Below are 20927 nucleotides of genomic sequence, written 5' to 3'. Positions count from 1 at the left end.
TTTACCTTTTAATATTGACCAAATCCTGCAAAAGTTCATCTGATGCAGTTATCACCCTTGCGTTTGCCTGATACCCTCTCTGAGTTACTATCATGTCTGTAAATTCTTTTGCTAAGTCCACATTTGACATCTCAAGCGTTCCCTGAGATATTGTACCTCTTGAGCCAGAACCAGGTGTACCAATCTCAGGGTCACCTGAGTTTACTGTGTTTATATAAAGATTATCGCCTATTCGCTGAAGTCCTGCAGGGTTTGCAAATGTTGCAATCGCAATCTGACCAATTAGCTGGTTCAAACCATTTGAATATACACCTGTTATCTTACCTGATGCATCAACGTTAAATCCTTGAAGACTTCCTGCACTGTACCCTGTCATCTGCGCAACTCTTATTGAACTTTCCATATTACCAAATTGAGTTATATTCTTCAAGAAAAAGGCAATGTTTGTGGCATCATTCACATCAAATTGAGAACTATTAACTTTTAATGTAACAGGATTCACAACACTGTTCTTGAAATTAATTGTAAATGTACCGTCTTGTGTATTAATAAACCTTCCACCTGTTATAGCAATTCCTTCTACATCAGGTGTATTTTCATCATCAAGCACCTTTCCTGCTTGTCCAAATGTTATTGTTCCTCTTGCAATAAAGTTGTCATAGTCATTGTTTGCCTCTATCATATCATCAACATATACATACGCTTCTTGTGGATTTTGGGCAGTACCTATATTCTTCTTTACCCTCGGAGCATCCACAAACCATTCCCATGTGTTATCGCCTGTTTTTATAAAAGTGAGCTGTAACGTGTGTTCTTTGCCCTGTGAATCGAAAATCTTAAAACTTGTTGAATATTTGCTATCGGCAGGCACGTTCAATAAATCTTCAAATTTTGTTATTTGACCTGAATATATTTTTGTATCCGCGCTTAGGTTCCCGTCAAAACTAATCTTATCTGTTGCCTTTGGAGGTAAAGTTGGAAATGCAAGTATGTTGATCTTTGAAGGCGATTTTGTTGTATCAATTTGATTGTTTACAGGGTCATACATCCATCCCAGAACATTTAATCCTGTTGCTGTCACTAAATTCCCCATCTTGTCTAAACTGAAATTCCCCGCTCTGGTGAATCGCGGAGCTTTCCCGTCCCCTCCCACAACAAAAAATCCATCACCTTCAATTGCAAGGTCTGTTGGATTATCTGTTCTCTGAAGGCTTCCTCTTGTCATGTTCATATCAACAGAGGCAACCGACACACCAAGACCAATCTGCATAGGGTTTGACCCGCCTCGACCTGACGCTGTATCTGGTGCTGACGCTGATTTTAAAACAGAAGCAAATACAGAGGCAAATGTCACTCTGCTTGACTTAAACCCCACTGTATTTACATTGGCGATGTTATCACCAATAACGTCCATTCTTGTCTGGTGAGCGCGGAGGGCAGAGATAGATGAAAACATTGACCTCATCATGGCTTTAATAAAATCCCCCTTTTCATCTGAAATTGCATCCTTTTTGTGGGCCTTCCTTCTGTCAGTCAGAAAGGCCCTTTAATTGGGGGACCTCCTACTTTTCAGGTCCATCCCCCATTGTCAATTTTAAATCATCAGCACACCATCAATATTTGTGAATATGTTATCTTTCAAGCCTGACACATCTTTTACAGTCACAACAACCTTGTTTTTAATATTTACTATATACGCCTTGTTCCCATCTAAAACCAGTACATCATTTTTAAGACCTTTTTGCTCAGCCTTCTTCACAGCCTCTTCAAGCTTGCTTAAGGTAACCTCATCCAAATTTATATTCTGAAATTTTAACCTTTCGCTTGCATGTTTTGAGATTTTAAGCGTTTGAGAAAAAATACTTGCAAAACTTTCTGTTGCTTTCTTTGGATTAGTTGAAACAAAACCTTCAAGTTTCCCACCAGTAATACCTTTTATATTATTATTTACTGTCATCCATCTCATTCTCCCTTTTGCAAGGAGCTTAGTATCTCAAGCAGGTCTTCCTTTGAAGGTACTTTACTTAGAAGACTTGATATAACCTCCTCAGAATAAGAATGATAAACCTCTTTTACATTATCAGAAAGTACTTCGGTGCCGTTTACTTTTAAATATACCTTGCTACCATCTACTCTTATACTGTCAATTCTCCCCTCTATGGTCTTTGATGTGTCTGCCGGATTTGTCGCTACAACATATCTTCCTATCATGCTCTGAGCTTTCAAAAATTCAAATGACTCATTCAAGTTTTGCATCTGTTCAAGCGCAGAAAACTGAGCAAGCTGAGCAACAAATTCTTTGTCTTCCATTGGTTTTAATGGGTCCTGATACCTTAGTTGTGTGACTAAAAGATTTAAAAACTCCTGTTTGCCAAGAACATTTTTACCCAATGATGTAGCTGAACCTTGAGTTGAATTTGATATATTTGTATTATTACTTACAATTAAGTCGGGCATCTCTTTTTCACCTCAAGCTTTCAAGTTAAGAATACTTTCATTTATCTCATAAATCAAACTCTCTATACTTCTGATACTCTCCTCATTACCTTGAACAATCAAATTTCTTCTTTGAGAAAACCTCTGCTGTTCTTGATTCTGCTGACCAGTAAAATTTCCTCCCAAGCTTACATTAAGTTGTGATATGTTTATTCCCTGGTCTTTGAGTATAGTAAGAAGACTATTCAGTGACCCTTCTATGATTTCTTTAACATGCGGCGTTGTTACAATGAAATTTCCAAAAATCTTTCCGCTACTATCTTTGCTCAGTTCAATCACAACACTTCCAAGCCACTCAGGTTTTATGCTCACCTGCAATGTAGTCAAATTCTGTCTACTGACTACAGAAATTTTTTCTGCAAGCTGATTAATTATAGACATTCTGAGATCTTTCATTATTCTGTCATTTTGGGAAGGTGTTGTGTTCTCTATATTCTCTACCTTGTTCTGAAAAGCAAAAGCATGCTGTCTCAAATCTAAGGTTTTAACTTCTCCTTTTTGGTCATTTATGCTACTGCCTTCATCTTTTTTCAACAAGGTTGAAAAAACTTTGTTAAAATCACCATCATTTGAACCTATACCATTAAAATTGCTGTTCTCTTTTTCGGCTATTTGTACTCTCTCTGGACTCTCCATATTAAAACTATCTACTATTTTTTGCCCATTTAATCTTTTAGCAATATTCTCAAGCTCATTTAAAACATTATTTAAAATCTCTTTGCCACCACTTGCTTCAGACAAAACTTTGAAGCTTTGATCTTCCTGTGCAAAAAAATTTATAAAACTTTTAACCCATGAATTATCATCCGATTTAACATCAAATATCTGTTTTTCCCCTTCTTTTTCAAGCAAGACCTTTTTTAACAACTCAAAAATATTTTCTTGATTAACTTCACTTCCTTGCACATAGATAAAATTTTGAACTTGCTGATTTTGAGTATCTTTAACCATTTTTTGCAATATATTGTGTAAAATTTTCGTAATTGTTGTTTTATTGCTTTGATTAATGTTTAAATTTAAATATTGATCTAAATCCCCTTCCATCTTTAGTGATTGCAGCTGCAAATTTAAAAAGTCTGTCCCTTGGATGCTACTATTCTGAAAAAGCTTGTCTAAATTAAACTTGTCCAAGCTTTCACCGCTTTGTAGTAAATTAAAAATTAGCTGTAAAAATTCCATCATCTGAGCTTGCAATGATTGAATTTCAGCCCTGTTTTCTAAGTCTGAATTTGTACCGTCTGGCAATTCTTTAGAAAAAGGTGTGTCTACGTGTAAGTTTTGGTTCTCATTTTGAACTTGTCTTTTAGAAGTTACAATAGCTGCTCTGTAGCTTTCTTCTACATTTTTTTGCAAACCATTACTTTTTTTGTCCGTATTTTTTGCAATGTCAGATGCCTTTTTGAAAACATCTTTAAATGATATACTGTTTTCCTGCCTATCTTTTGTCTTTGATGTCGCAGAGAATGTTTTTAAAAACAGCATATTAGTGTTAACAATGTTCTGTGTGCCCACCTTATCTTTCTCCCTCCTTTCTTGTTAAAATTTCAAATTTTAGATTATCTAAATGCTGAAAGGCTGGACGTAACCTTTGCAGCATTTTCAGCGCTCATATTACTAATTATCTGCGAAGATGTCTTTGTATCAAGTGACTTTAATATTCTAACCACTAATGTATATTTTGTATTATCACTCATCATATTTTCAAATATTGACGCTGCAACTTTCGGGTCAATGTTTTTATAGATGTTTGTCAAAATAGAGATATCTTCAGAATTTGTCTTTTGATTTGAGTTTGAAATCCCTAATAATTTTATCGTCTTCTCAGGTGCAATATTTGATAGTATCTCCGATGCAGTCTCAGACGGTATAGCTGAAAGCACATCATTTGCCATCTGACTATTTGTGTCTAACAAGTTCTCAACTATCTTTGCAGCTTTTTTTGAGTCCATATTTTGAAGCAAACTTGCAAAATATTTTGTCCTGTTTTGAATATCTTGCTGCTTTGAAGTAAGATCTGTTATTTTCATCGTCAAATCTTCTATTCTCTTTTGCAAATCAGCATTTTGTTTTTCCAGCAAAGAAAGTTTTGATTGCAGAGCCTCTTTCTGTTTTTGAAGGTCAGCAATCTGCTTTTCATAAACCTTTTGCATATCCACAGTCTGTGTCTTATTTGCACTTTTTGCAAAAGGAGTCTTCTTTAAAATCCCATCTAAAGCAGTCTTTGCACCAAAAAGATTAAAATGCACTGTGGCAAATGACGCTCCAGCAAGAATTAGAAAAATTACCAAGAATACTAATAAACCCTTTCTCTTTTTCTTCTCTTTCTTTTTTGGCATATTTTCAACTGTCAAATCCTCAACAAGTTTAGTTTCTGCCACTTCTATCACCTATACCTTTGTAGATTTTGTATGACACCACTCTGTCAAGTTCCTTGTTTTCAAGCTGTTTTATCTTATTCATTAAGTTTATCAAATACCTTTCTTTTAACTTTTCGAACTTTTTCTTTTCTATCATACTTTCAATTACCTCTTTTTTCTTCTCTTCAACTCTTATTTGCTGATAGTAAATTAACTGATTTTGAACGTCTACTCTTTTTTTTAGCATGCTTAAAAACTGGGAATAAACCTTCATCTGCTGGGGCGAAAAACCATTCAAGCAAAGACTTTTTAGATCTTCTCTTGCCTTTTTTATATTTTCCTCCAGTTCAAGTTTTTTTTCAATGTATTCATTCAAAATCTGATTTTGCTTGGCAAGCTCACTCTTTTTTATTTCTTCAAACTGCGTTTTTATACTCAAAAGCTGGTCAAATCTAAACTTTTCCATTTTCTTTTCAACCCTTCAAAAAGTGTGTTAGGAAATTATAGCTTTTAGCATATCAATCTCCTCTTCAAACTCAAACCTCTCGTCAACATCCTGTCTTAAAAACTGGTTTATCCGTGGCACAAGTTCAATTGCTCTATCAATCTCCGGATTTGAACCTTTGGTATACGCACCAATGTTTATTAAGTCCTCTGCTTCCCTGTACACAGCTAAAACTCGTTTTGTCTCGTTCGCAAGATCTCTGTGAAAAGGCTCAACAATATCGTTCATCACCCTGCTAATGCTTGCAAGCACATCAATTGCTGGATAATGGTTTTTATTAGCTATCGCCCTTGACAGCACAATGTGCCCATCCAAAATACCCCTTGCTGTGTCAGTAATAGGCTCGTTAAAATCGTCACCGTCAACAAGCACAGTGAAAAGAGCTGTGATAGATCCTTTCTGGTTCTTTCCCGCACGCTCCAAAAGCTTTGGCATGATAGAAAACACAGATGGTGTATACCCTCTTGACACTGGCGGTTCGCCAATTGCAAGCCCAATCTCCCTTTGTGCCATTGCAAACCTTGTAAGTGAATCCATCAAAAAAAGAACGTCCAGTCCTTGGTCGCGAAAATACTCTGCAATTGCCATTGCAACATATGCTGCCTTAACTCTTTTGAGTGCCGACTCGTCAGAGGTTGCAACTACTACAACAGACCTTTTAAGCCCTTCTTCTTTCAAATCCTTTTCCAAAAACTCTTTTAGCTCTCTTCCTCTTTCACCAATCAAAGCAAGAACATTGACGTCTGCCTTTGCATTTCGGGCAATCATGCCAAGAAGGGTACTTTTGCCAACACCGCTTCCTGCAAATATCCCAACTCTCTGTCCCTTGCCAATTGTCAAAAGAGTATCTATTGCCTTTATCCCAAGGGGCATTATGGTGTCTATTCTGGGTCTTTCAAGGGGGTTTGGCGCCCTGTTTTCAACAGGGTACTTTATCTTAGATTTTATCTCGCCTTTGCCATCGATTGGTTGACCCAAACCGTCAAGGATTCTTCCCAAAAGTTCTTTTCCCACCTTCACCTCAAACATGCTGTCCTGTGCAATCACCTTGCAGCCAGGAAAAACACCTACAAGGTCAGAGTACGGCATCAAAAGCACTTTATTTTCTTTAAACCCTACAACCTCTGCCAAGGTCTCTGTCTTTGCAGCTTTTATGCGGCACAGAGTCCCTATACTAACAGCCGGACCCTGTGATTCTATTGTAAGACCTATAACCTGATTAACAAACCCTGTGAACTGGTAAAAGTTTGCATTTTCAATCTTTGATTTTAGTTTTTCAATCATCTCAATCACCAATCAAAGATAAAACTATTTCCTGTATCTTTTCAAGTCTCATCTTTACACCTGTTTCGACAAAACCGTATGGAGTTTCAACCACTACATCACCGCTTCTCAAGGCTTTGTCAACTTTCACATCTACTTTGTCAATCCCGTCAATCCCCCGTAAAATCTCATCAAGTTTACTATTTACGTACTCAAAATCTTCCTCGCTAACTCTTAAAGTTAAATTGTTTCGAATAGAAAGTTGTAAAATAGCATTTTTAATATACTGCTGTAAAAAGCTTTTATCTTTTATCTCCCTTTCCAATACCTTTTCTAAAATTTGAGGTACAAGGAACAAAACCTTGGTCTCAAGGTCTTTGAGTATATTCTCTCTTTCTTTTAATATCATTGCCTTTTGAATTTCTATATCCTCAAGCATCTTTTCATACTCTTTTTGAGCATCAAGTAAACCCTTTTCAAGCCCTTCTCTGTAACCATCTTCCTGTGCCTGCTGCAAAATTAGCTGTGCGCGAACATTTGCTTCATCTACTATTCTCTGTGCTTCTTCCTTCGCTTTTTGTAAAACCTCTTCAGCTTCTTTTTGAAGAACCTCGGCTCTATTTTTTTGCTTTTCAAACTCTTCTTCCTGCTCTTTTAATCTTCTTTCATAGTGCTCAATCTCAGCCTTTGCCTTTATAAGCTTTTCAAGAAGCACTTTGTAGTTTGTTTCAACTGGATTTTGAATCAGTACCTGGTTATTTCTGATAACATTAGACAATTATCTCATCTCCCCCACCACGAGAAATTACAATCTCGCCGGCATCTTCAAGTTTTCTTATAATATTGACAATCTTCTGCTGAGCTTCTTCAACATCACGTATTCTAACAGGTCCCATATACTCCATATCTTCTTGAATCATCTCTGCCATACGTTTTGACATATTACTAAAGATAACCTTTCGAACCTCTTCAGTCGTGCCTTTTAGTGCAATTGCCAATGTATTGTTCTCAACCTCTCGCAAAATCCTCTGGATAGACCTGTTGTCAAGTTTAACAATGTCTTCGAATACAAACATACGTTTTCTAATCTCTTCAACAAGCTCAACATCTTCAAGTTCTAAAGCTTCCAAAATCCTCTTTTCTGTGCCTCTGTCAACAGCATTCAATATGTCAACAATAGCCTGAATACCACCAACAACTGTATAATCCTGCATTACAACAGATGAAAGTTTTTTTTCAAGCACCTTTTCAACCTCGCGTATTACATCAGGCGAGGTTCTGTCCATAAGCGCAATCCTTCGCGCAACATCAGCCTGTTTTTCCTGAGGCAGAGATGCCAACACCTGAGCAGCCTGTTGAGGCTTTAAATACGAAATGACAAGTGCTATTGTCTGCGGATGTTCGTTTTGAATAAAGTTGAGTATCTGTGATGCATCAGCTTTTCTTATAAAGTCAAAAGGTCTTACCTGCAGCGATACTGTAAGTTTCTCTATAACCTCTCTTGCCTTTTCAGGACCAAGTGCCTTTTCTAAAACCTCTTTTGCGTAGTCAATTCCACCTTCGGCAATATATTCCTGCGCAAGACAAAGGTTATAAAATTCTTCTAAGATGGCCTGTTTTTGCTCAGGCGATACTGTCCTTATATTGGCTATCTCTAATGTCAGTTCTTCAATCTCTTCTTCTTTTAAGTGCTTAAAAATCTTTGCTGACCTCTCAGGTCCAAGCGCAATTAATAGCATAGCTGCCTTTTGCTTTCCTGAAATATTACTTTTTGCCATTAAGATTCATCACTCCCAATCTTCGTTGAGCCAGTTTCTGAGAAGTTGTGCAACTATTTCAGGTTTTTCTTTTAAGAGTTTGTCAATCTGTTTTTCATACTGGCTAACACCAAACTCTTCAACATTTATCTCTTCAACTTCTGGTTCTTTTCTTTTTTCAGCTTCGTGTAAAATTTCCTCAGCTGTGGGTTTTCCCTCTGAAATCTCTAAAGGCCCAACTCCTGCAAGTTCCACAGTTTTAGACTTGCTCCTTGATGCCTTTATTAAGACGCTTGCCGCAAACACCATCAAAAGCAAAAACGCAAGCGCAACGTAAATGTAATCAACAGGAATTTGTCTTTGAGGCTTGTCAACAAAGGTTGGAATTTCATACCCTTCTACTGTAACGTTTTGTATACCTGTTGCACTCTTTATAAGATTTATAATTGTTTCCACTTCTTTCTGGTCTGTCAAAAATGACCTTTTATTGTTCTGATTCTGGAGTTTGAACTGTGCCCAGCTCATATTTTTTGCTTGCTCAGACTTTTCAAAATCTTCCTGAGTATATGTAACGTATCTGTACAGCACAACTGCTATTGAAGATTTGTCATAGTTAATAGTGCCAGGTGCTTTTATAGTCTCAATTTTTTTTTCATTATTTTGATAATTCACAGTCTCATCAGTCTTTGTATATGTAGACTGCCCTCCTTGAGAAGTTATAGGATACTGTGGTGCATTTTGTGTGGGATTAGTATCAGTCCCAGGAACACCGCTGGATGAAGAATTTGTGCTCTGAGCTTCCTCCTTTGTTGTTTTTTTTGATACAACTATGCCACTGTCTTCTAAAACAGGTGAGTACTTCGTTTCGCTTATTTTTTGCATATCAAAATTCATATCTAAATTCACTGACACCTTCACATCTTCAGGGGAACTTACATAGCTTCCTAAAAGCTCTTTTATCTTTTTCTCAATCTCATTTTTAGTTGCAATCTTGAGTTGAAGCTGCTTGCTTGAAAGTCCTTCGGTTGTATCTGACGAATTGTCTGAAAGATAATTTCCTTTGTTGTCTATTATCACTACATTTTCTGGCAAAAGTCCTTCAACTGAAGCTGCAACAAACCTCTGAATACCCTCTATTTGGTCCGAGCTCAAACTCTTTTTCAAAGTGAGCTTTACACTTGCAGTAGGTTTTTCTGCTTCACTTTTAAGCGCAAAAGTGTAGTCCTCAGGTATGCTCAAATTTACAACCGCGTCCTCTATGTAATCTGACATTTGTTTTAGAGCTTGTTGAATTTCACTTTCTTTAAGTTTTATAAATGTTCTTCTTTTATCGGTTTCTGTTGCCGTCATAGAGCTTGAAAGTTTTAACGCATCTTCAAATGTGATACTGCTATTTTTAGGATATCCTGCTTGAGCTGCCGCCATCTTTGCCCTGTCAACATCTTTATCTCTTACTAATATAGTTGTACCACCGTTTGCAGCTTTTGAATCAATCTTTTGGTCGCTTAAAATGTTTTGAATCTCTGCTGCTTCTTTCGGGTCAAGCCCAGAAAAGATTGTGACATAGTGAGGCCTTGTTGTAATGTAAATGGCTACAATGACCGATAATAGTATTATAGAAGAAGATACAACAAACATTATCTTCTGTGATTTGGATAAGCTACTCCATTTTTCTTTTATATTTTTCAAATAATCATTTAAAAATTGAGGCAACTATAATACCTCCCCGCAAAGAAATAAAAGGGTTACACCTGCATACGCATAATCTCATTGTATGCATCCAAAATCTTGTTTCGAATCTGCAAGGTAAGCTGCAATGCTATTGAAGCTTTTTCAGAGGCTACTATTGCATCCTGCGGATTTGTAGAAAGCCCCAGCAAAAAAAGCCTATTTTGATAATCTGCTTCTTTTTGAAGCCCATCCACGCCTTCTAACGCTTTGTAAAGAAAATCAACAAACGAAACCTGGGAATTTTGAGTACTTGCGCTGTTTGTATTTATGCTCGAAAACTGCTTTTCAAAAGCTTTTGTAATGCTATCAAAGTTTATGTTCCCCACCATTGTCAACAAATCCCCCTTAATTATTTGCCTATTTCAAACGTTCTTGTTATCATCGACTTTGTAATGTTAAGAGCAGTGACATTTGCCTCATACGAACGCGATGCTTCAATCATATTAACCATCTCTGTGACAATGTCTACATTTGGATAATTTACATAACCGTTTTGGTCAGCATCTGGGTGTGTAGGGTCATATACCTTCTTAAATGGGCTTGGGTCTTCTAAAATAGCCTTTACTCTCACACCACCATAAGATGATGTTTGATCTTTCCCAATCTTCTGACTTAATATATCAGCAAAACTCTGCTTACTTTCTTCAAAAACCACAACTTTTCTTCTGTAAGGCTGACCATTTTCTGTTCTTGTTGTGTTAGCGTTTGCAATATTTTGGGCAATTACATCCATTCTAACACGCTGTGCACTCAAAGCCGACGAAGAAATATTTATTGCATCAAACATTCCCATTCCTTATCACCTTCCTTCCTTGATAACCGTCTTCCACTTGTTTATCTCCCTTGAAAGCTGAAGTGACACACCATCAAAATACAGAGAATTTTGCAAAAGTTTCCCCATCTCCTGTTCTATGTCCACAGTGTTCTGGTCAAGTCTCATCTGCAGACTGCTGTCAAGCACTTCTATGGAATTGTCTGGATTGCTACTGCTTTCTTTTATATGTCTTTCATTGGTTGTTACAAGTTCTAAACTTTCTTCTTGGTCCAAACTTCTCTGCAAGAATGCTTCAAAATTCAAATCTTTTGCTTTATAGCCAGGCGTATCCGCATTTGCTATGTTGTTTGATATTATTTTGTTTCTCTCCCACGCCCAGTCAAGCGCCTTTTTGTAAAGGTCAATTTTATCAAACATATTTATCATTCTTTATCCCTCTATTTTTCGACAATCTTTTATTTTATTTTACAAAATTTTTGATAAAAATACCATACAAAATTTTTTAGACTGAAAATTACATAAAAAAAGAGGATAGCAAGAAGCACTTAATTTACAAATCCTCTTACTATCCTCATCTTTCCCCTCACTTTAACTTTAGGTTTTCTTTTTGTTTTTCTATCTCATCCCTCACCATTTCATTTAACACCTTTATATATGTTCCCTTAAGTCCAAGCGACCTTGTCTCTATAAGACCTGCACTCTCAAATTTTCTTAGAGCATTTACAATGACAGAACGTGTAATTCCAACTTTATCAGCAATTCTGCTTGCAACCAAAAGCCCTTCGTTTCCTTTTAACTCATCAAAAATATGCACAAGTGCTTCAAGCTCAGACATAGAAAGTGTCTCAATTGCAGATTTTATCATCTCTCTTTTTTTCTTTTCTTCTTCATCTTCTTCTTTTGAAAGATTCAAAAGTTCAAGCCCAAGCACAGTAGAGGCATATTCAAGAACAATTATATCCTCTTCAGTAAAAGATGAAAAACTTTTGAACGCCAAAACTGTACCAAACCTTCTACCCCCGCCAATCACAGGGACAGATGTACACAGCAGTTCGTTTTCGCTACCAACTTTGCTCTCGATTTCAGCAATCCTGGTGATGTCTGAAAACTTCATATTGGCTCTTGTATCCACAAACCACCAGAAAAATTTTTGAAGATTATCACCTATCTTTTTTTCTTCAGAAAGCTTTATATCCACATTCACAAAAGGCATGATGTATTTGCAAATGACTTTGCCATCCTTGTCTATAAAAAATACACTCGAATCTGTCACATCACCAACAACAGAGCACAGCTTTTCAAAATCCAAGACTTCTTTGTCCTTACTTTGGATAACTCTGTTGAGTTTCCGAACTTTTTCAAGAAGACTCTGCTGCATTGGCACATTTATCTCCCTTCACCAATTCCTATGGAAGATACTTGGCTTATATTATGAACCTGCTCAAATCTTTGTCCTTTATAATATCCGAAACCTTCGAATATACATAATCCTTGTCAATCACAAGGTCTACTGGTTTTTCAACATTTGCATATTCAAACGAAATGTCTTCCATTATTTTTTCAACAACAGTGTGAAGTCTTCGCGCACCGATATTTTCGCTCTGCTCATTTATCTTCACAGCAACCTTTGCAATTGCCTCTATTGCATCATCTGTAAAGGTAATATTTACACCCTCTGTTTTCATAAGCTCAATATATTGCTTTATAATTGCATTCTTTGGCTGTGTTAATATCTTTTTGAAATCCTCTTCTGTCAAAGGACTTAGTTCTACAACAACTGGAAACCTTCCCTGAAGTTCTGGTATCAAGTCAGAAACCTTTGCAACATGAAAAGCTCCAGCTGCAATAAACAGAATATGGTCTGTCTTTACAGGACCGTATTTTGTCATAACAGTGCTTCCCTCAACAATGGGAAGAATGTCTCTTTGCACACCTTCTCTTGACACATCAGGACCAACACTTGAACCTTTTCCTGCAATCTTGTCTATCTCATCAATAAAGATGATCCCATGTTGCTCAGCTCTTTGAATAGCTTCTTTTATAACCTCATCCATGTCAATAAGTTTGTTGTACTCTTCCTGCTCTAAAACCTCTCGTGCTTCCCTTATTGTCATCTTTTTCTTTTTTTTCTTCTTTGGGAAGAGCGACCCAAAAACATCCTGGAAAGAAATCCCCATCTCATCAGAAATTGTCCCCATAATCATTTCAAAAGGAGGTTTTACAGTATCTTCAACCTCAACCTCAATCACCTTGTCCTCAAGCTCACCAGATCGAAGTTTTTCACGCAAAATCTCTCTTTGCGTTCTAATGTAGTCATCTGTTGTCTGATAACTTTGCTCCATCTCTTGTGAGGTGGCACCAAAAAGCGCTTCAAACGGATTTTTAAATCCTGCTTTTCTTGCCTGAGGTTCAGGAATTAATATCTCCAAAATTCTGTCCTCAACAAGAGCTTTTGCTCTTTCTTTCATTCTTTCCATGTACTCGCTTTTAACTAAGGATATTGCATTTTCAACAAGGTCTCGAACCATTGAATCTACATCTCTTCCAACATATCCAACCTCAGTAAACTTTGTTGCTTCAACTTTTACAAACGGAGCATTTACAAGCTTTGCAAGCCTTCTTGCAATCTCTGTCTTACCAACACCTGTTGGCCCTACCATCAAGATGTTCTTTGGCGTTATCTCATCCTGAAGCTCCTTGGGAAGCTTTGCGCGCCTGTACCTATTTCGAAGGGCAATGGCAACACACTTTTTTGCCCTATCTTGCCCAACTATATACTTGTCAAGTTCTCTTACAATCTCCTGAGGAGTTAATTCCATCATATCTTATCACCTACAATTCCAAAACTGTAATATTGTTGTTTGTATACACACAAATGGATGCCGCAATCTCCAAAGCTTTTCTGGCAATTTCAGCGGCAGAAAGGTCAGTGCTCTGCAAAAGTGCTCTTGCAGCTGCCAAGGCATATGGCCCACCAGAACCAATCGCAGCAATGTTGTCATCCGGCTCGACAACCTCGCCGCTTCCTGATACCACAAAAAGGTGATCTTTGTCTGCTACAACCATGAGGGCTTCTAAGCGTCTTAGGATTTTGTCCTGCCGCCACTCCTTTGCAAGCTCAACAACGCTCTTTTGTAAATTGCCGCTATTTTGTTCAAGCTTTTCTTCAAACTTTTCACACAGGGTTATTGCGTCTGCAACAGACCCTGCAAAACCAACCAAAACCTTGCCATTGTAAAGTTTTCTGACCTTCTTAGCTGTAGATTTCATTATCATATTCTGGGAAAATGTAACCTGACCATCACCAGCGATGGCAACACTTTCGCCTTTTTTTACAGCCACTATTGTTGTTGCATGAAACATAGCAAACCTCCATAAACTCTAAATTATTCAAAGATTTTGTTGGCTAATTCTCTGCAAATGTTTAAAGATTTTTGAGCAATCAAAAGTTTTCTTTTCTCTTTGTCTTTAATCTTTGAAATTTCATCATCAATTGATATTATACCATAGTTAGCGTTCATGGGCTGAAAATCTTTTTTGGGTGTTGTAATATACTCTATAAGAGCTCCAATGCAAGTGTTGGGTGGCAAACTTATAGGCTCTTTCCCTAAAATCTGTCTTGCTGCATTAATCCCTGCAATGATACCAGTTGATGCAGACTCCAAATACCCTTCAACACCTGTTATTTGACCTGCAAAGAATATGTTTGGATATTTTTTGAGAAAAAGGTATTTAGTCAGCACTTCAGGTGAGTTAATATAAGAATTTTTGTGCATCACACCATATCTCACAAACTCAGCATTCTCAAGGCCGGGAATTAGCCTGAAAACCCTTTTTTGTTCGCCCCATTTAAGTCTTGTCTGAAACCCTACCATGTTATAAAGTTTTCCATCCTGGGTGTCTTTTCTCAGCTGTACAACAGCGTAAGGCATCTTACCAGTTCTTGGGTCAATAATTCCAACCGGCTTTAGCGGACCATACCTCATTGTATCAATACCACGTCTTGCCATCTCTTCAATCGGCATACAGCCTTCAAACAGCAGGTCCTTTTCAAAATCTTTAACTTCTATAACTTCAGCATTTACAAGTTCCCAGTAAAACCTTTCATATTCTTCTTTGGTCATTGGACAGTTTATATAGTCATTTGAACCTTTGTTATAGCGTGAGGCAAAAAACGCTTTTGAAAAGTCTATGGAGTCTTTGAGCACAATTGGTGCTGCAGCATCAAAAAAATAAAGATTTTTGCTATTACATAGCTTTGAAATATCAGAAAGAAGACTTTCTGTTGTAAGAGGTCCTGTGCTGACCACTACAACCTTGTCCCTTGGAACTTCTGTCACCTCTTCATGAATTACGCTAATTAGCCCATTTTGTTTTATTCTTTGGGTTATATACTCTGAAAACTTGTACCTGTCAACTGCCAAAGCCTGTCCTGCCTCAACTGAAGTTGCCTCTGCTGCTTCCATCACAAGCGAACCGAACACCTTCATCTCTTCCTTTAAAAGCCCAGATGCATTTGTCAAAAGTTTAGATTTTAAAGAGTTGCTGCATACAAGCTCTGCAAAGTTATCTATTTTGTGCGCAGGCGAAAACTTTTTGGGTTTCATCTCAAAAAGTTTTACCTTTATTCCAAACTTTGTGATTACATTCGCTGCTTCAACACCTGCAAGCCCAGCTCCAATAACTACAATTTCCATATCAATTACTCACCTTTTTCCCCCGTTTTTTCTTGGTAAGCACAGTTTTCATTTGAACATACAAGCTTTTTATTCCCTTTCTTGCCCTTTTCAAACATGAGACTGCCACACTTCGGACAGTTTTTGACTGGTTTTTCCCACAAAATTAGGTCACAGTCAGGATACCCCTCGCACGTGTAATATCTCTTGCCCTTTTTGGACTTCTTTTCTATTATCCTCTTGCCGCACTTTGGACACAACACATCAAGGTAATCGTAATAAGGTTTTGTGTTTTTGCATTCAGGATATCCTGGACATGCCAAGAACTTTCCGTATCTACCTTTTTTTATCACCATTTTTCTTCCACAGTTTTCGCATACAATGTCTGTCTCCTCATCCTCAACCTTAACCTTTAGCAAAGTAGCTCGTGCTATCTCAAGTTCTTTTTCAAGTGGCTGGTAGTATTTTTTTACCACCTCTGTCCACTCAAGTTTTCCTTCCTCAATTTTGTCAAGGTTGCTCTCAAGCTCTGCAGTAAATTCAATGTCTATTATGTCTTTGAAATATTCTTTAAGTATATTTGTTACAATTCTGCCCAATTCGGTTGGTTTTAAAAACCTATCTTCTTTGGCAACATATCCTCTCTCCAGAATTGTCTGGATTGTTGGAGCGTATGTGCTGGGTCTTCCTATCCCCTTTTCTTCTAAAGCCTTTATTAAGGTTGCTTCAGTATAGCGAGAAGGCGGTTGAGTAAAATGCTGTTTGCTCTCAAGTTTTATGGGCTTTAAAGTCTCTCCTTCTCTAATTTCTGGAAGCTGATTTTCCTCCTCTTCATCTTCTGTATCCTTACCTTCAACATATACTTCCATAAACCCTGCAAACTTGAGCTTTGAACCTGTTAGTCTAAAAATATAACCTTCAACTTCAAGCTCGGCTGAAAGAACTTCATATATGCTACTTTCCATCTGCGACGCTAAAAATCTGTCATAAATGAGTTTGTACAGCTTGTACTGATCAAGAGTCAGAGAATCTTTTATACTCTCAGGGTCCATATCCAAATAAGTAGGTCTTATAGCCTCATGAGCGTCCTGCGCATCTTTTTTTGTTTTGTAAACCCTCGGCTTTTCAGGAATATATTCTTTGCCAAACTTCTGTACGATAAGACTTCTTGCTGCCTGCTGTGCCTCTTCAGAAACCCTTGTTGAATCTGTTCTCATATATGTTATAAGTCCAACACTTCCCTCACCTTTTATCTCAACACCTTCATACAGCATCTGCGCAACTGCCATTGTCTTTGCAGGAGTAAATCTCAGTTTTCTTGATGCCTCCTGCTGAAGTGTGCTTGTTATAAAAGGTGGGGGCGGACTTTTCTTCTTCTCTGACACCTTTATCTTTACAACCTTGAATTCTTTATTTTTTATCTTTTCTTCAATTTTTTGAACCTGATCTTGGTTTTTTAGCTCTATCTTCCCTTTCTTATCTCCATAGAACTTTGCCTTAAACTCTTGGACATCTTTTTTAAATACAGCTTCTAAGGTCCAGTACTCTTCAGGCTTAAAATTTTCTATCTCCTCTTCTCTTTCAACCACAAGCCTTGTTGCAACAGACTGCACCCTTCCTGCAGAAAGTCCACCCTTGACCTTTTCCCACAAAAATGGACTTAGCTTGTAGCCGACAAGTCTGTCTAAAACTCTTCTGGCTTGCTGGGCATTAACTAAGTTCTGGTCAATTGGCCTTGCATTTTTCAAAGATTCCTGTACAGCCTTTTTTGTTATCTCATTGAATGTAATTCTCACATTATCGTTTGTATCAAGCCCTAAAATAGTTGCTAAATGCCATGAGATTGCCTCGCCTTCCCTGTCGGGGTCTGTTGCAAGGTAAACCTTCTCTGCTTCTTGTGCAGATTTTTTTAGCCTGTTTATTACATCTGCCTTACCTCTGATGTTTATATACTTAGGGACAAAACCATTTTCTATATCAACGCCCAAATCACTCTTGGGAAGGTCTCTTACATGCCCCATTGAAGCTTCTACTTTAAACTCTTTACCAAGATACTTTGCAATTGTTTTTGCCTTTGCAGGTGACTCTACAATGACAAGTTTTTTCAACAGAATTTTACCCCCTGTAAACAGAATTCTTTTAAAGTTTAGAAATTATGTTTCCTCGTCCTCTTACAACCTTCGCCTTTATCTCAAGCGAAGTAATTAAACTTGCAAGCTTGCCAGGTTCCCATCCTGTTAGCGCAATCAAACTTTCTACGTGCATCTCACCATTTTCATCTAAAAGCTTTATCAATCTTTTCTCATCATCTGTCAGCTCTTCTTCATCTTCATTTGCATCAAAGCTTAGCTGGGCAGGTTTTAAAGTATAAATCTCCTTTATGTCCTCAAGAAAATCCTCATATGAACATATAATCCTTGCACCCTCTTTTATGAGCCTGTTTGTACCACTACTCTTTTGCGAAAATATGTTGCCAGGCACAGCAAATACCTCTTTCCCCTGCTCCAAAGCAAAGTCAACTGTTGAAAAAGTGCCACTTTTGGTTGATGCTTCAATTACAACCAAGCAAGGTGAAAACATCGCAACAATTCTGTTTCTCTGGGGAAAGTTCATTTTCTCCGGCAGAGTACCTGGCAAAAACTCAGACACAACACATCCATTTTCTATAATCTGACGGTAAAGCTTTAAATTTTCTTTTGGATATACAATATCAACTCCACAACCCAAAACAGCTACTGTCTTCCCATTTTCAAGTGCCCCTGCATGACAAAAGCTGTCAATCCCCCTTGCCATTCCGCTAACAACCAAAATTTCTAAGGAAGTCAAAAGACTTGCCAGTTCTTTTGCAACTTTCTTGCCATAATAAGTTGGTTCTCGTGTGCCGACTATTGAAATTTTTCGAGGAAATTTAAGAAGCTTTGCATCCCCTTTTACAAAGAGCATAACTGGTGCATGGTCAAAAACTTTGAACTCATCTGGATACAGCTCATCGTCTTCAAGTATTATATTTATACTATTTTTCTCACAAAATTCAAGAATTTTTTCAGCCCTCTGCAAGTCAGAATTTTTTATTTCGTCTTTTACTGCGCCAATAATACCTTCGACTTCCAACTCTTTTTTATTAAGATAAGCATCTTTTAGACTTTTATACTTATTCTTTATCTGCCTGAACTTTTTAGGACCTATCCCTTTTATGCTGTAAAGCCACAAAGAATAAATGAGTTCTTCTCTGTTCATTTTCTACCTCATCCTACACCATGTAATATTGTTAATCTTTTCCTTTTATGACTCCAAGCGGCTCCATTTTGGCAACAGGAGTAGCAAGCCTGGATGTAATTACTGAATTTATCACAAGTTCAATGTCTTTGTAACTCTGTGGACTTTCATCTAAAAAATCTTTTAGGTTTTTAGTGTTTATAAGAATCTCTCCGCTTTGCCCCTGTTTTAAAGCTTTTGAAAATTCTTCAATGGAAATTGTCTTTTTTGCCTTTGTTCGTGATAAAACCCTGCCTGCTCCATGGTTGACTGTATGATAACTTATTATATTGTCCTCAATTCCCCTCATAAGATATGAACTTGAACCCATACTGCCAGGTAAAATCACAGGATGTCCTGTCTCAGCAAATTTAGGATTCGGAATCAAATAGTGGTTTGGCGGTAATGCTCTTGTTGCCCCTTTTCTTATAACAAGCTTTTCTCTGTTTGCAAATCTTTCCATGTATGCAATGTTATGTGCAACGTCATACAAAACCCAAGCGTCAATTGAGTGTTTTTCTAAGACTGATATTATAAAGTTGCTCATATAATGTCTATTTATTTTTGCATAAATAGCTGCTGACTGCATAGCTTTAATATAATCTTTTGCAACCTTGTTGTCAATTGGCAAAAAGGTAAGCTGCGGGTCTGGCGTAGTGATACCCTTGGATTTCATAACGTCTTTAAATTTCTTTTGATAATAATCGCCAATGACCGCTCCAAACCTTCTCGAACCAGAATGTATCATCACAACAAACTGCCCATCGAAAAGTCCCCATTTTTCTGCAATAATTTTATCTATGACATGAAGTTTTTGAAACTCTATAAAGTGGTTGCCTCCACCCAAGGTTGCAAACTGCTCTTTACCAATCTCATAAGCCTCATCCGGTATTGTGTCAAGGTCAAACTCATGAATGAGAACCATCTTGTCTGAAATGTCCTTATCAATCTCTGTATTTTGAAGATACTCTTCATACTTTGTCTTGGAAAGAGCTATCTTTTTGTTTTTCTTACCAACACCTGTTGGAATCAAATCTTCTACCTCATCCATTATTTTCTTCAAAAGTGCTTTATCTATATCATCTGCAAACTTGTCTGTCAGAATCAGTCTCATACCACAGCCTATGTCAACACCAACAATTGTTGGTGAAATCCACGCCTTTGACATGTCCCAGACAATTATTGTGCCAATTGAAGTACCTTTGCCTATGTGTGCATCTGGTGTATAGCCCAAAAATTCTACATTTGGAATTTGGGATGCGTTTTTTGCCTGCTGGAGCACCCCTTCGTCAAGGTCCTTTAAAATTTCTTCTGTCATGAAGAATATGGCATAATCGTTTGTATAAACACCGTCTCTTATCTTTTTCATAAAAACTTCACCACCGGTTTTGGTTTTTAATCTTTATAGATAACTCAAAATACATTAAAATATTATTAAATACTATTGTGGGAAAACCAATTTTTGAAAATGAAAGAGTTTGTTTTTTACTTCTTTGCTTTTTTGATAGGAAGTATTCCTTTTTCGTATATTATCACAAAGAAATTTTTTAATAAAGACATTACCCATTTTTATGATAATAATCCTGGTGCCACAAATGCATTCAGAGTGGCAGGAATAAAAGCAGGTATCCCATCTTTGATATTGGATATCTCAAAAGGTTACTTTACCATATACATCGCAAATACAATCTTTTATCCACAAAAATTACCGGTGTACGTATGTGCTTTCATGGTGGTATTAGGGCATGCTTACTCAATTTTTCTTAAACTAAAAGGGGGAAAATCAATCGCGAGCACTATGGGAATTCTGCTATTTTTGTATGGAGTTTTGCCTGTGATATTCTTCTGTCTGGGCACTTTTTTGGGACTTTTGGTTTTCAGAAAAGACAACATAGGAACAGTCCTGGGAATATGGTCTGTAATACTTTTTGCAGTGCTTTTTAATACCAATGCAAATGACATAATATTTCTAAGTATGCTTTGCCTCTTCTTAACATATCGTCAATTGAGGACTCCGTCTATTCCAATAGATATCATAAAGGTAATAAAAAATACGATAAAAAAAGCAAGCCATTCCTTTCTGGGGAAATAGCTTGCTTTAACTAAAATTTC

The 20927-nt window shown here is 37.2% G+C and carries 21 protein-coding genes; 1 reads left to right on the top strand and 20 read right to left on the bottom strand.

Features of this window, described 5'->3' with window-relative positions:
- Position 1: 1 nt before the first annotated feature.
- The 20 genes from CALKRO_RS02395 to CALKRO_RS02300 all read right to left on the bottom strand — a co-directional run bounded on the left by CALKRO_RS02395 (position 2) and on the right by CALKRO_RS02300 (position 20184).
- The gene (locus tag CALKRO_RS02395) at positions 2–1468 is read right to left on the bottom strand and encodes a flagellar hook protein FlgE (RefSeq protein ID WP_013429527.1); all 1467 of its coding nucleotides are present in this window, start codon (positions 1466–1468) and stop codon (positions 2–4) included.
- Positions 1469–1594: 126 nt separating this feature from the next.
- On the bottom strand, positions 1595–1957 hold the full coding sequence (locus CALKRO_RS02390; protein WP_013429526.1) for a TIGR02530 family flagellar biosynthesis protein: 363 nt from the start codon (positions 1955–1957) through the stop codon (positions 1595–1597).
- 5 nt (positions 1958–1962) lie between these two features.
- A complete protein-coding gene (locus tag CALKRO_RS02385; RefSeq protein ID WP_013429525.1) occupies positions 1963–2457 on the bottom strand; it encodes a flagellar hook capping FlgD N-terminal domain-containing protein in 495 nt (164 codons plus the stop codon).
- A gap of 12 nt (positions 2458–2469) precedes the next feature.
- A complete protein-coding gene (locus CALKRO_RS02380; protein ID WP_013429524.1) occupies positions 2470–4008 on the bottom strand; it encodes a flagellar hook-length control protein FliK in 1539 nt (512 codons plus the stop codon).
- Between the two features lie 44 nt (positions 4009–4052).
- On the bottom strand, positions 4053–4874 hold the full coding sequence (locus CALKRO_RS02375) for a MotE family protein (RefSeq protein ID WP_013429523.1): 822 nt from the start codon (positions 4872–4874) through the stop codon (positions 4053–4055).
- The gene (gene fliJ, locus CALKRO_RS02370; protein WP_013429522.1) at positions 4861–5319 is read right to left on the bottom strand and encodes a flagellar export protein FliJ; all 459 of its coding nucleotides are present in this window, start codon (positions 5317–5319) and stop codon (positions 4861–4863) included. Before fliJ ends, CALKRO_RS02375 begins: the two co-directional genes overlap by 14 nt.
- A gap of 27 nt (positions 5320–5346) precedes the next feature.
- Positions 5347–6642, bottom strand: coding sequence for a flagellar protein export ATPase FliI (gene fliI, locus CALKRO_RS02365; protein WP_013429521.1), 1296 nt, complete (start codon positions 6640–6642; stop codon positions 5347–5349).
- A 1-nt stretch (position 6643) separates the two neighbouring features.
- Positions 6644–7399 carry a FliH/SctL family protein gene (locus tag CALKRO_RS02360; RefSeq protein WP_013429520.1) on the bottom strand — a complete coding sequence of 252 codons (756 nt, stop codon included), beginning with the start codon at positions 7397–7399 and terminating at the stop codon, positions 6644–6646.
- Positions 7392–8399, bottom strand: a complete 1008-nt coding sequence (gene fliG / locus CALKRO_RS02355; protein ID WP_013429519.1) for a flagellar motor switch protein FliG — start codon at positions 8397–8399, stop codon at positions 7392–7394. Before fliG ends, CALKRO_RS02360 begins: the two co-directional genes overlap by 8 nt.
- 9 nt (positions 8400–8408) lie before the next feature.
- The gene (gene fliF, locus CALKRO_RS02350; RefSeq protein WP_013429518.1) at positions 8409–10091 is read right to left on the bottom strand and encodes a flagellar basal-body MS-ring/collar protein FliF; all 1683 of its coding nucleotides are present in this window, start codon (positions 10089–10091) and stop codon (positions 8409–8411) included.
- Between the two features lie 32 nt (positions 10092–10123).
- Positions 10124–10438 (bottom strand): flagellar hook-basal body complex protein FliE, encoded by a 315-nt coding sequence (gene fliE / locus CALKRO_RS02345; RefSeq protein WP_013429517.1) that lies wholly within the window; start codon positions 10436–10438, stop codon positions 10124–10126.
- Between the two features lie 20 nt (positions 10439–10458).
- Positions 10459–10902 (bottom strand): flagellar basal body rod protein FlgC, encoded by a 444-nt coding sequence (gene flgC / locus CALKRO_RS02340; RefSeq protein WP_041741524.1) that lies wholly within the window; start codon positions 10900–10902, stop codon positions 10459–10461.
- A gap of 6 nt (positions 10903–10908) precedes the next feature.
- A complete protein-coding gene (gene flgB, locus CALKRO_RS02335; RefSeq protein ID WP_013429515.1) occupies positions 10909–11310 on the bottom strand; it encodes a flagellar basal body rod protein FlgB in 402 nt (133 codons plus the stop codon).
- Positions 11311–11467: 157 nt separating this feature from the next.
- A complete protein-coding gene (gene codY, locus CALKRO_RS02330; protein ID WP_013429514.1) occupies positions 11468–12262 on the bottom strand; it encodes a GTP-sensing pleiotropic transcriptional regulator CodY in 795 nt (264 codons plus the stop codon).
- 46 nt (positions 12263–12308) lie between these two features.
- Positions 12309–13706 (bottom strand): ATP-dependent protease ATPase subunit HslU, encoded by a 1398-nt coding sequence (gene hslU / locus CALKRO_RS02325; RefSeq protein ID WP_041741521.1) that lies wholly within the window; start codon positions 13704–13706, stop codon positions 12309–12311.
- A 10-nt stretch (positions 13707–13716) separates the two neighbouring features.
- Positions 13717–14247 carry an ATP-dependent protease subunit HslV gene (gene hslV / locus CALKRO_RS02320; RefSeq protein WP_013429512.1) on the bottom strand — a complete coding sequence of 177 codons (531 nt, stop codon included), beginning with the start codon at positions 14245–14247 and terminating at the stop codon, positions 13717–13719.
- A 23-nt stretch (positions 14248–14270) separates the two neighbouring features.
- Entirely contained in the window at positions 14271–15581 is a 1311-nt protein-coding gene (gene trmFO, locus CALKRO_RS02315) for a methylenetetrahydrofolate--tRNA-(uracil(54)-C(5))-methyltransferase (FADH(2)-oxidizing) TrmFO (protein ID WP_013429511.1), read from the bottom strand.
- Between the two features lie 5 nt (positions 15582–15586).
- The gene (gene topA, locus CALKRO_RS02310; RefSeq protein ID WP_013429510.1) at positions 15587–17668 is read right to left on the bottom strand and encodes a type I DNA topoisomerase; all 2082 of its coding nucleotides are present in this window, start codon (positions 17666–17668) and stop codon (positions 15587–15589) included.
- Between the two features lie 31 nt (positions 17669–17699).
- A complete protein-coding gene (dprA, locus tag CALKRO_RS02305) occupies positions 17700–18797 on the bottom strand; it encodes a DNA-processing protein DprA (RefSeq protein WP_013429509.1) in 1098 nt (365 codons plus the stop codon).
- 31 nt (positions 18798–18828) lie between these two features.
- Complete coding sequence (locus CALKRO_RS02300) at positions 18829–20184, bottom strand: RtcB family protein (RefSeq protein WP_013429508.1); 1356 nt, start codon at positions 20182–20184, stop codon at positions 18829–18831.
- 99 nt (positions 20185–20283) lie between these two features.
- On the opposite strand from CALKRO_RS02300, the gene CALKRO_RS02295 reads away from it, so the two are divergent.
- Positions 20284–20907: a glycerol-3-phosphate acyltransferase gene (locus tag CALKRO_RS02295; RefSeq protein WP_041741885.1), complete on the top strand. Its 624-nt coding sequence runs from the start codon at positions 20284–20286 to the stop codon at positions 20905–20907.
- Positions 20908–20927 lie beyond the last annotated feature (20 nt).

The organism is Caldicellulosiruptor kronotskyensis 2002 (assembly GCF_000166775.1).
Classification (GTDB): Bacteria; Bacillota; Thermoanaerobacteria; order Caldicellulosiruptorales; family Caldicellulosiruptoraceae; genus Caldicellulosiruptor; species Caldicellulosiruptor kronotskyensis.
Note: the sequence above shows the minus strand (reverse complement) of the source record. Positions and strands in the feature narration are given on the sequence as shown.

Coding starts and splice junctions, on each gene's coding strand:
- CALKRO_RS02300 (WP_013429508.1), bottom strand. CDS start 20,184: ATGAAAAAGATAAGAGACGGTGTTTATACAAACGATTATGCCATATTC.
- CALKRO_RS02295 (WP_041741885.1), top strand. CDS start 20,284: ATGAAAGAGTTTGTTTTTTACTTCTTTGCTTTTTTGATAGGAAGTATT.
- fliJ (WP_013429522.1), bottom strand. CDS start 5,319: ATGGAAAAGTTTAGATTTGACCAGCTTTTGAGTATAAAAACGCAGTTT.
- fliI (WP_013429521.1), bottom strand. CDS start 6,642: ATGATTGAAAAACTAAAATCAAAGATTGAAAATGCAAACTTTTACCAG.
- hslU (WP_041741521.1), bottom strand. CDS start 13,706: ATGATGGAATTAACTCCTCAGGAGATTGTAAGAGAACTTGACAAGTAT.
- fliG (WP_013429519.1), bottom strand. CDS start 8,399: ATGGCAAAAAGTAATATTTCAGGAAAGCAAAAGGCAGCTATGCTATTA.
- CALKRO_RS02390 (WP_013429526.1), bottom strand. CDS start 1,957: ATGACAGTAAATAATAATATAAAAGGTATTACTGGTGGGAAACTTGAA.
- dprA (WP_013429509.1), bottom strand. CDS start 18,797: ATGAACAGAGAAGAACTCATTTATTCTTTGTGGCTTTACAGCATAAAA.
- fliE (WP_013429517.1), bottom strand. CDS start 10,438: ATGGTGGGGAACATAAACTTTGATAGCATTACAAAAGCTTTTGAAAAG.
- hslV (WP_013429512.1), bottom strand. CDS start 14,247: ATGTTTCATGCAACAACAATAGTGGCTGTAAAAAAAGGCGAAAGTGTT.
- flgC (WP_041741524.1), bottom strand. CDS start 10,902: ATGGGAATGTTTGATGCAATAAATATTTCTTCGTCGGCTTTGAGTGCA.
- CALKRO_RS02385 (WP_013429525.1), bottom strand. CDS start 2,457: ATGCCCGACTTAATTGTAAGTAATAATACAAATATATCAAATTCAACT.
- flgB (WP_013429515.1), bottom strand. CDS start 11,310: ATGATAAATATGTTTGATAAAATTGACCTTTACAAAAAGGCGCTTGAC.
- CALKRO_RS02395 (WP_013429527.1), bottom strand. CDS start 1,468: ATGATGAGGTCAATGTTTTCATCTATCTCTGCCCTCCGCGCTCACCAG.
- trmFO (WP_013429511.1), bottom strand. CDS start 15,581: ATGGAAATTGTAGTTATTGGAGCTGGGCTTGCAGGTGTTGAAGCAGCG.
- codY (WP_013429514.1), bottom strand. CDS start 12,262: ATGCAGCAGAGTCTTCTTGAAAAAGTTCGGAAACTCAACAGAGTTATC.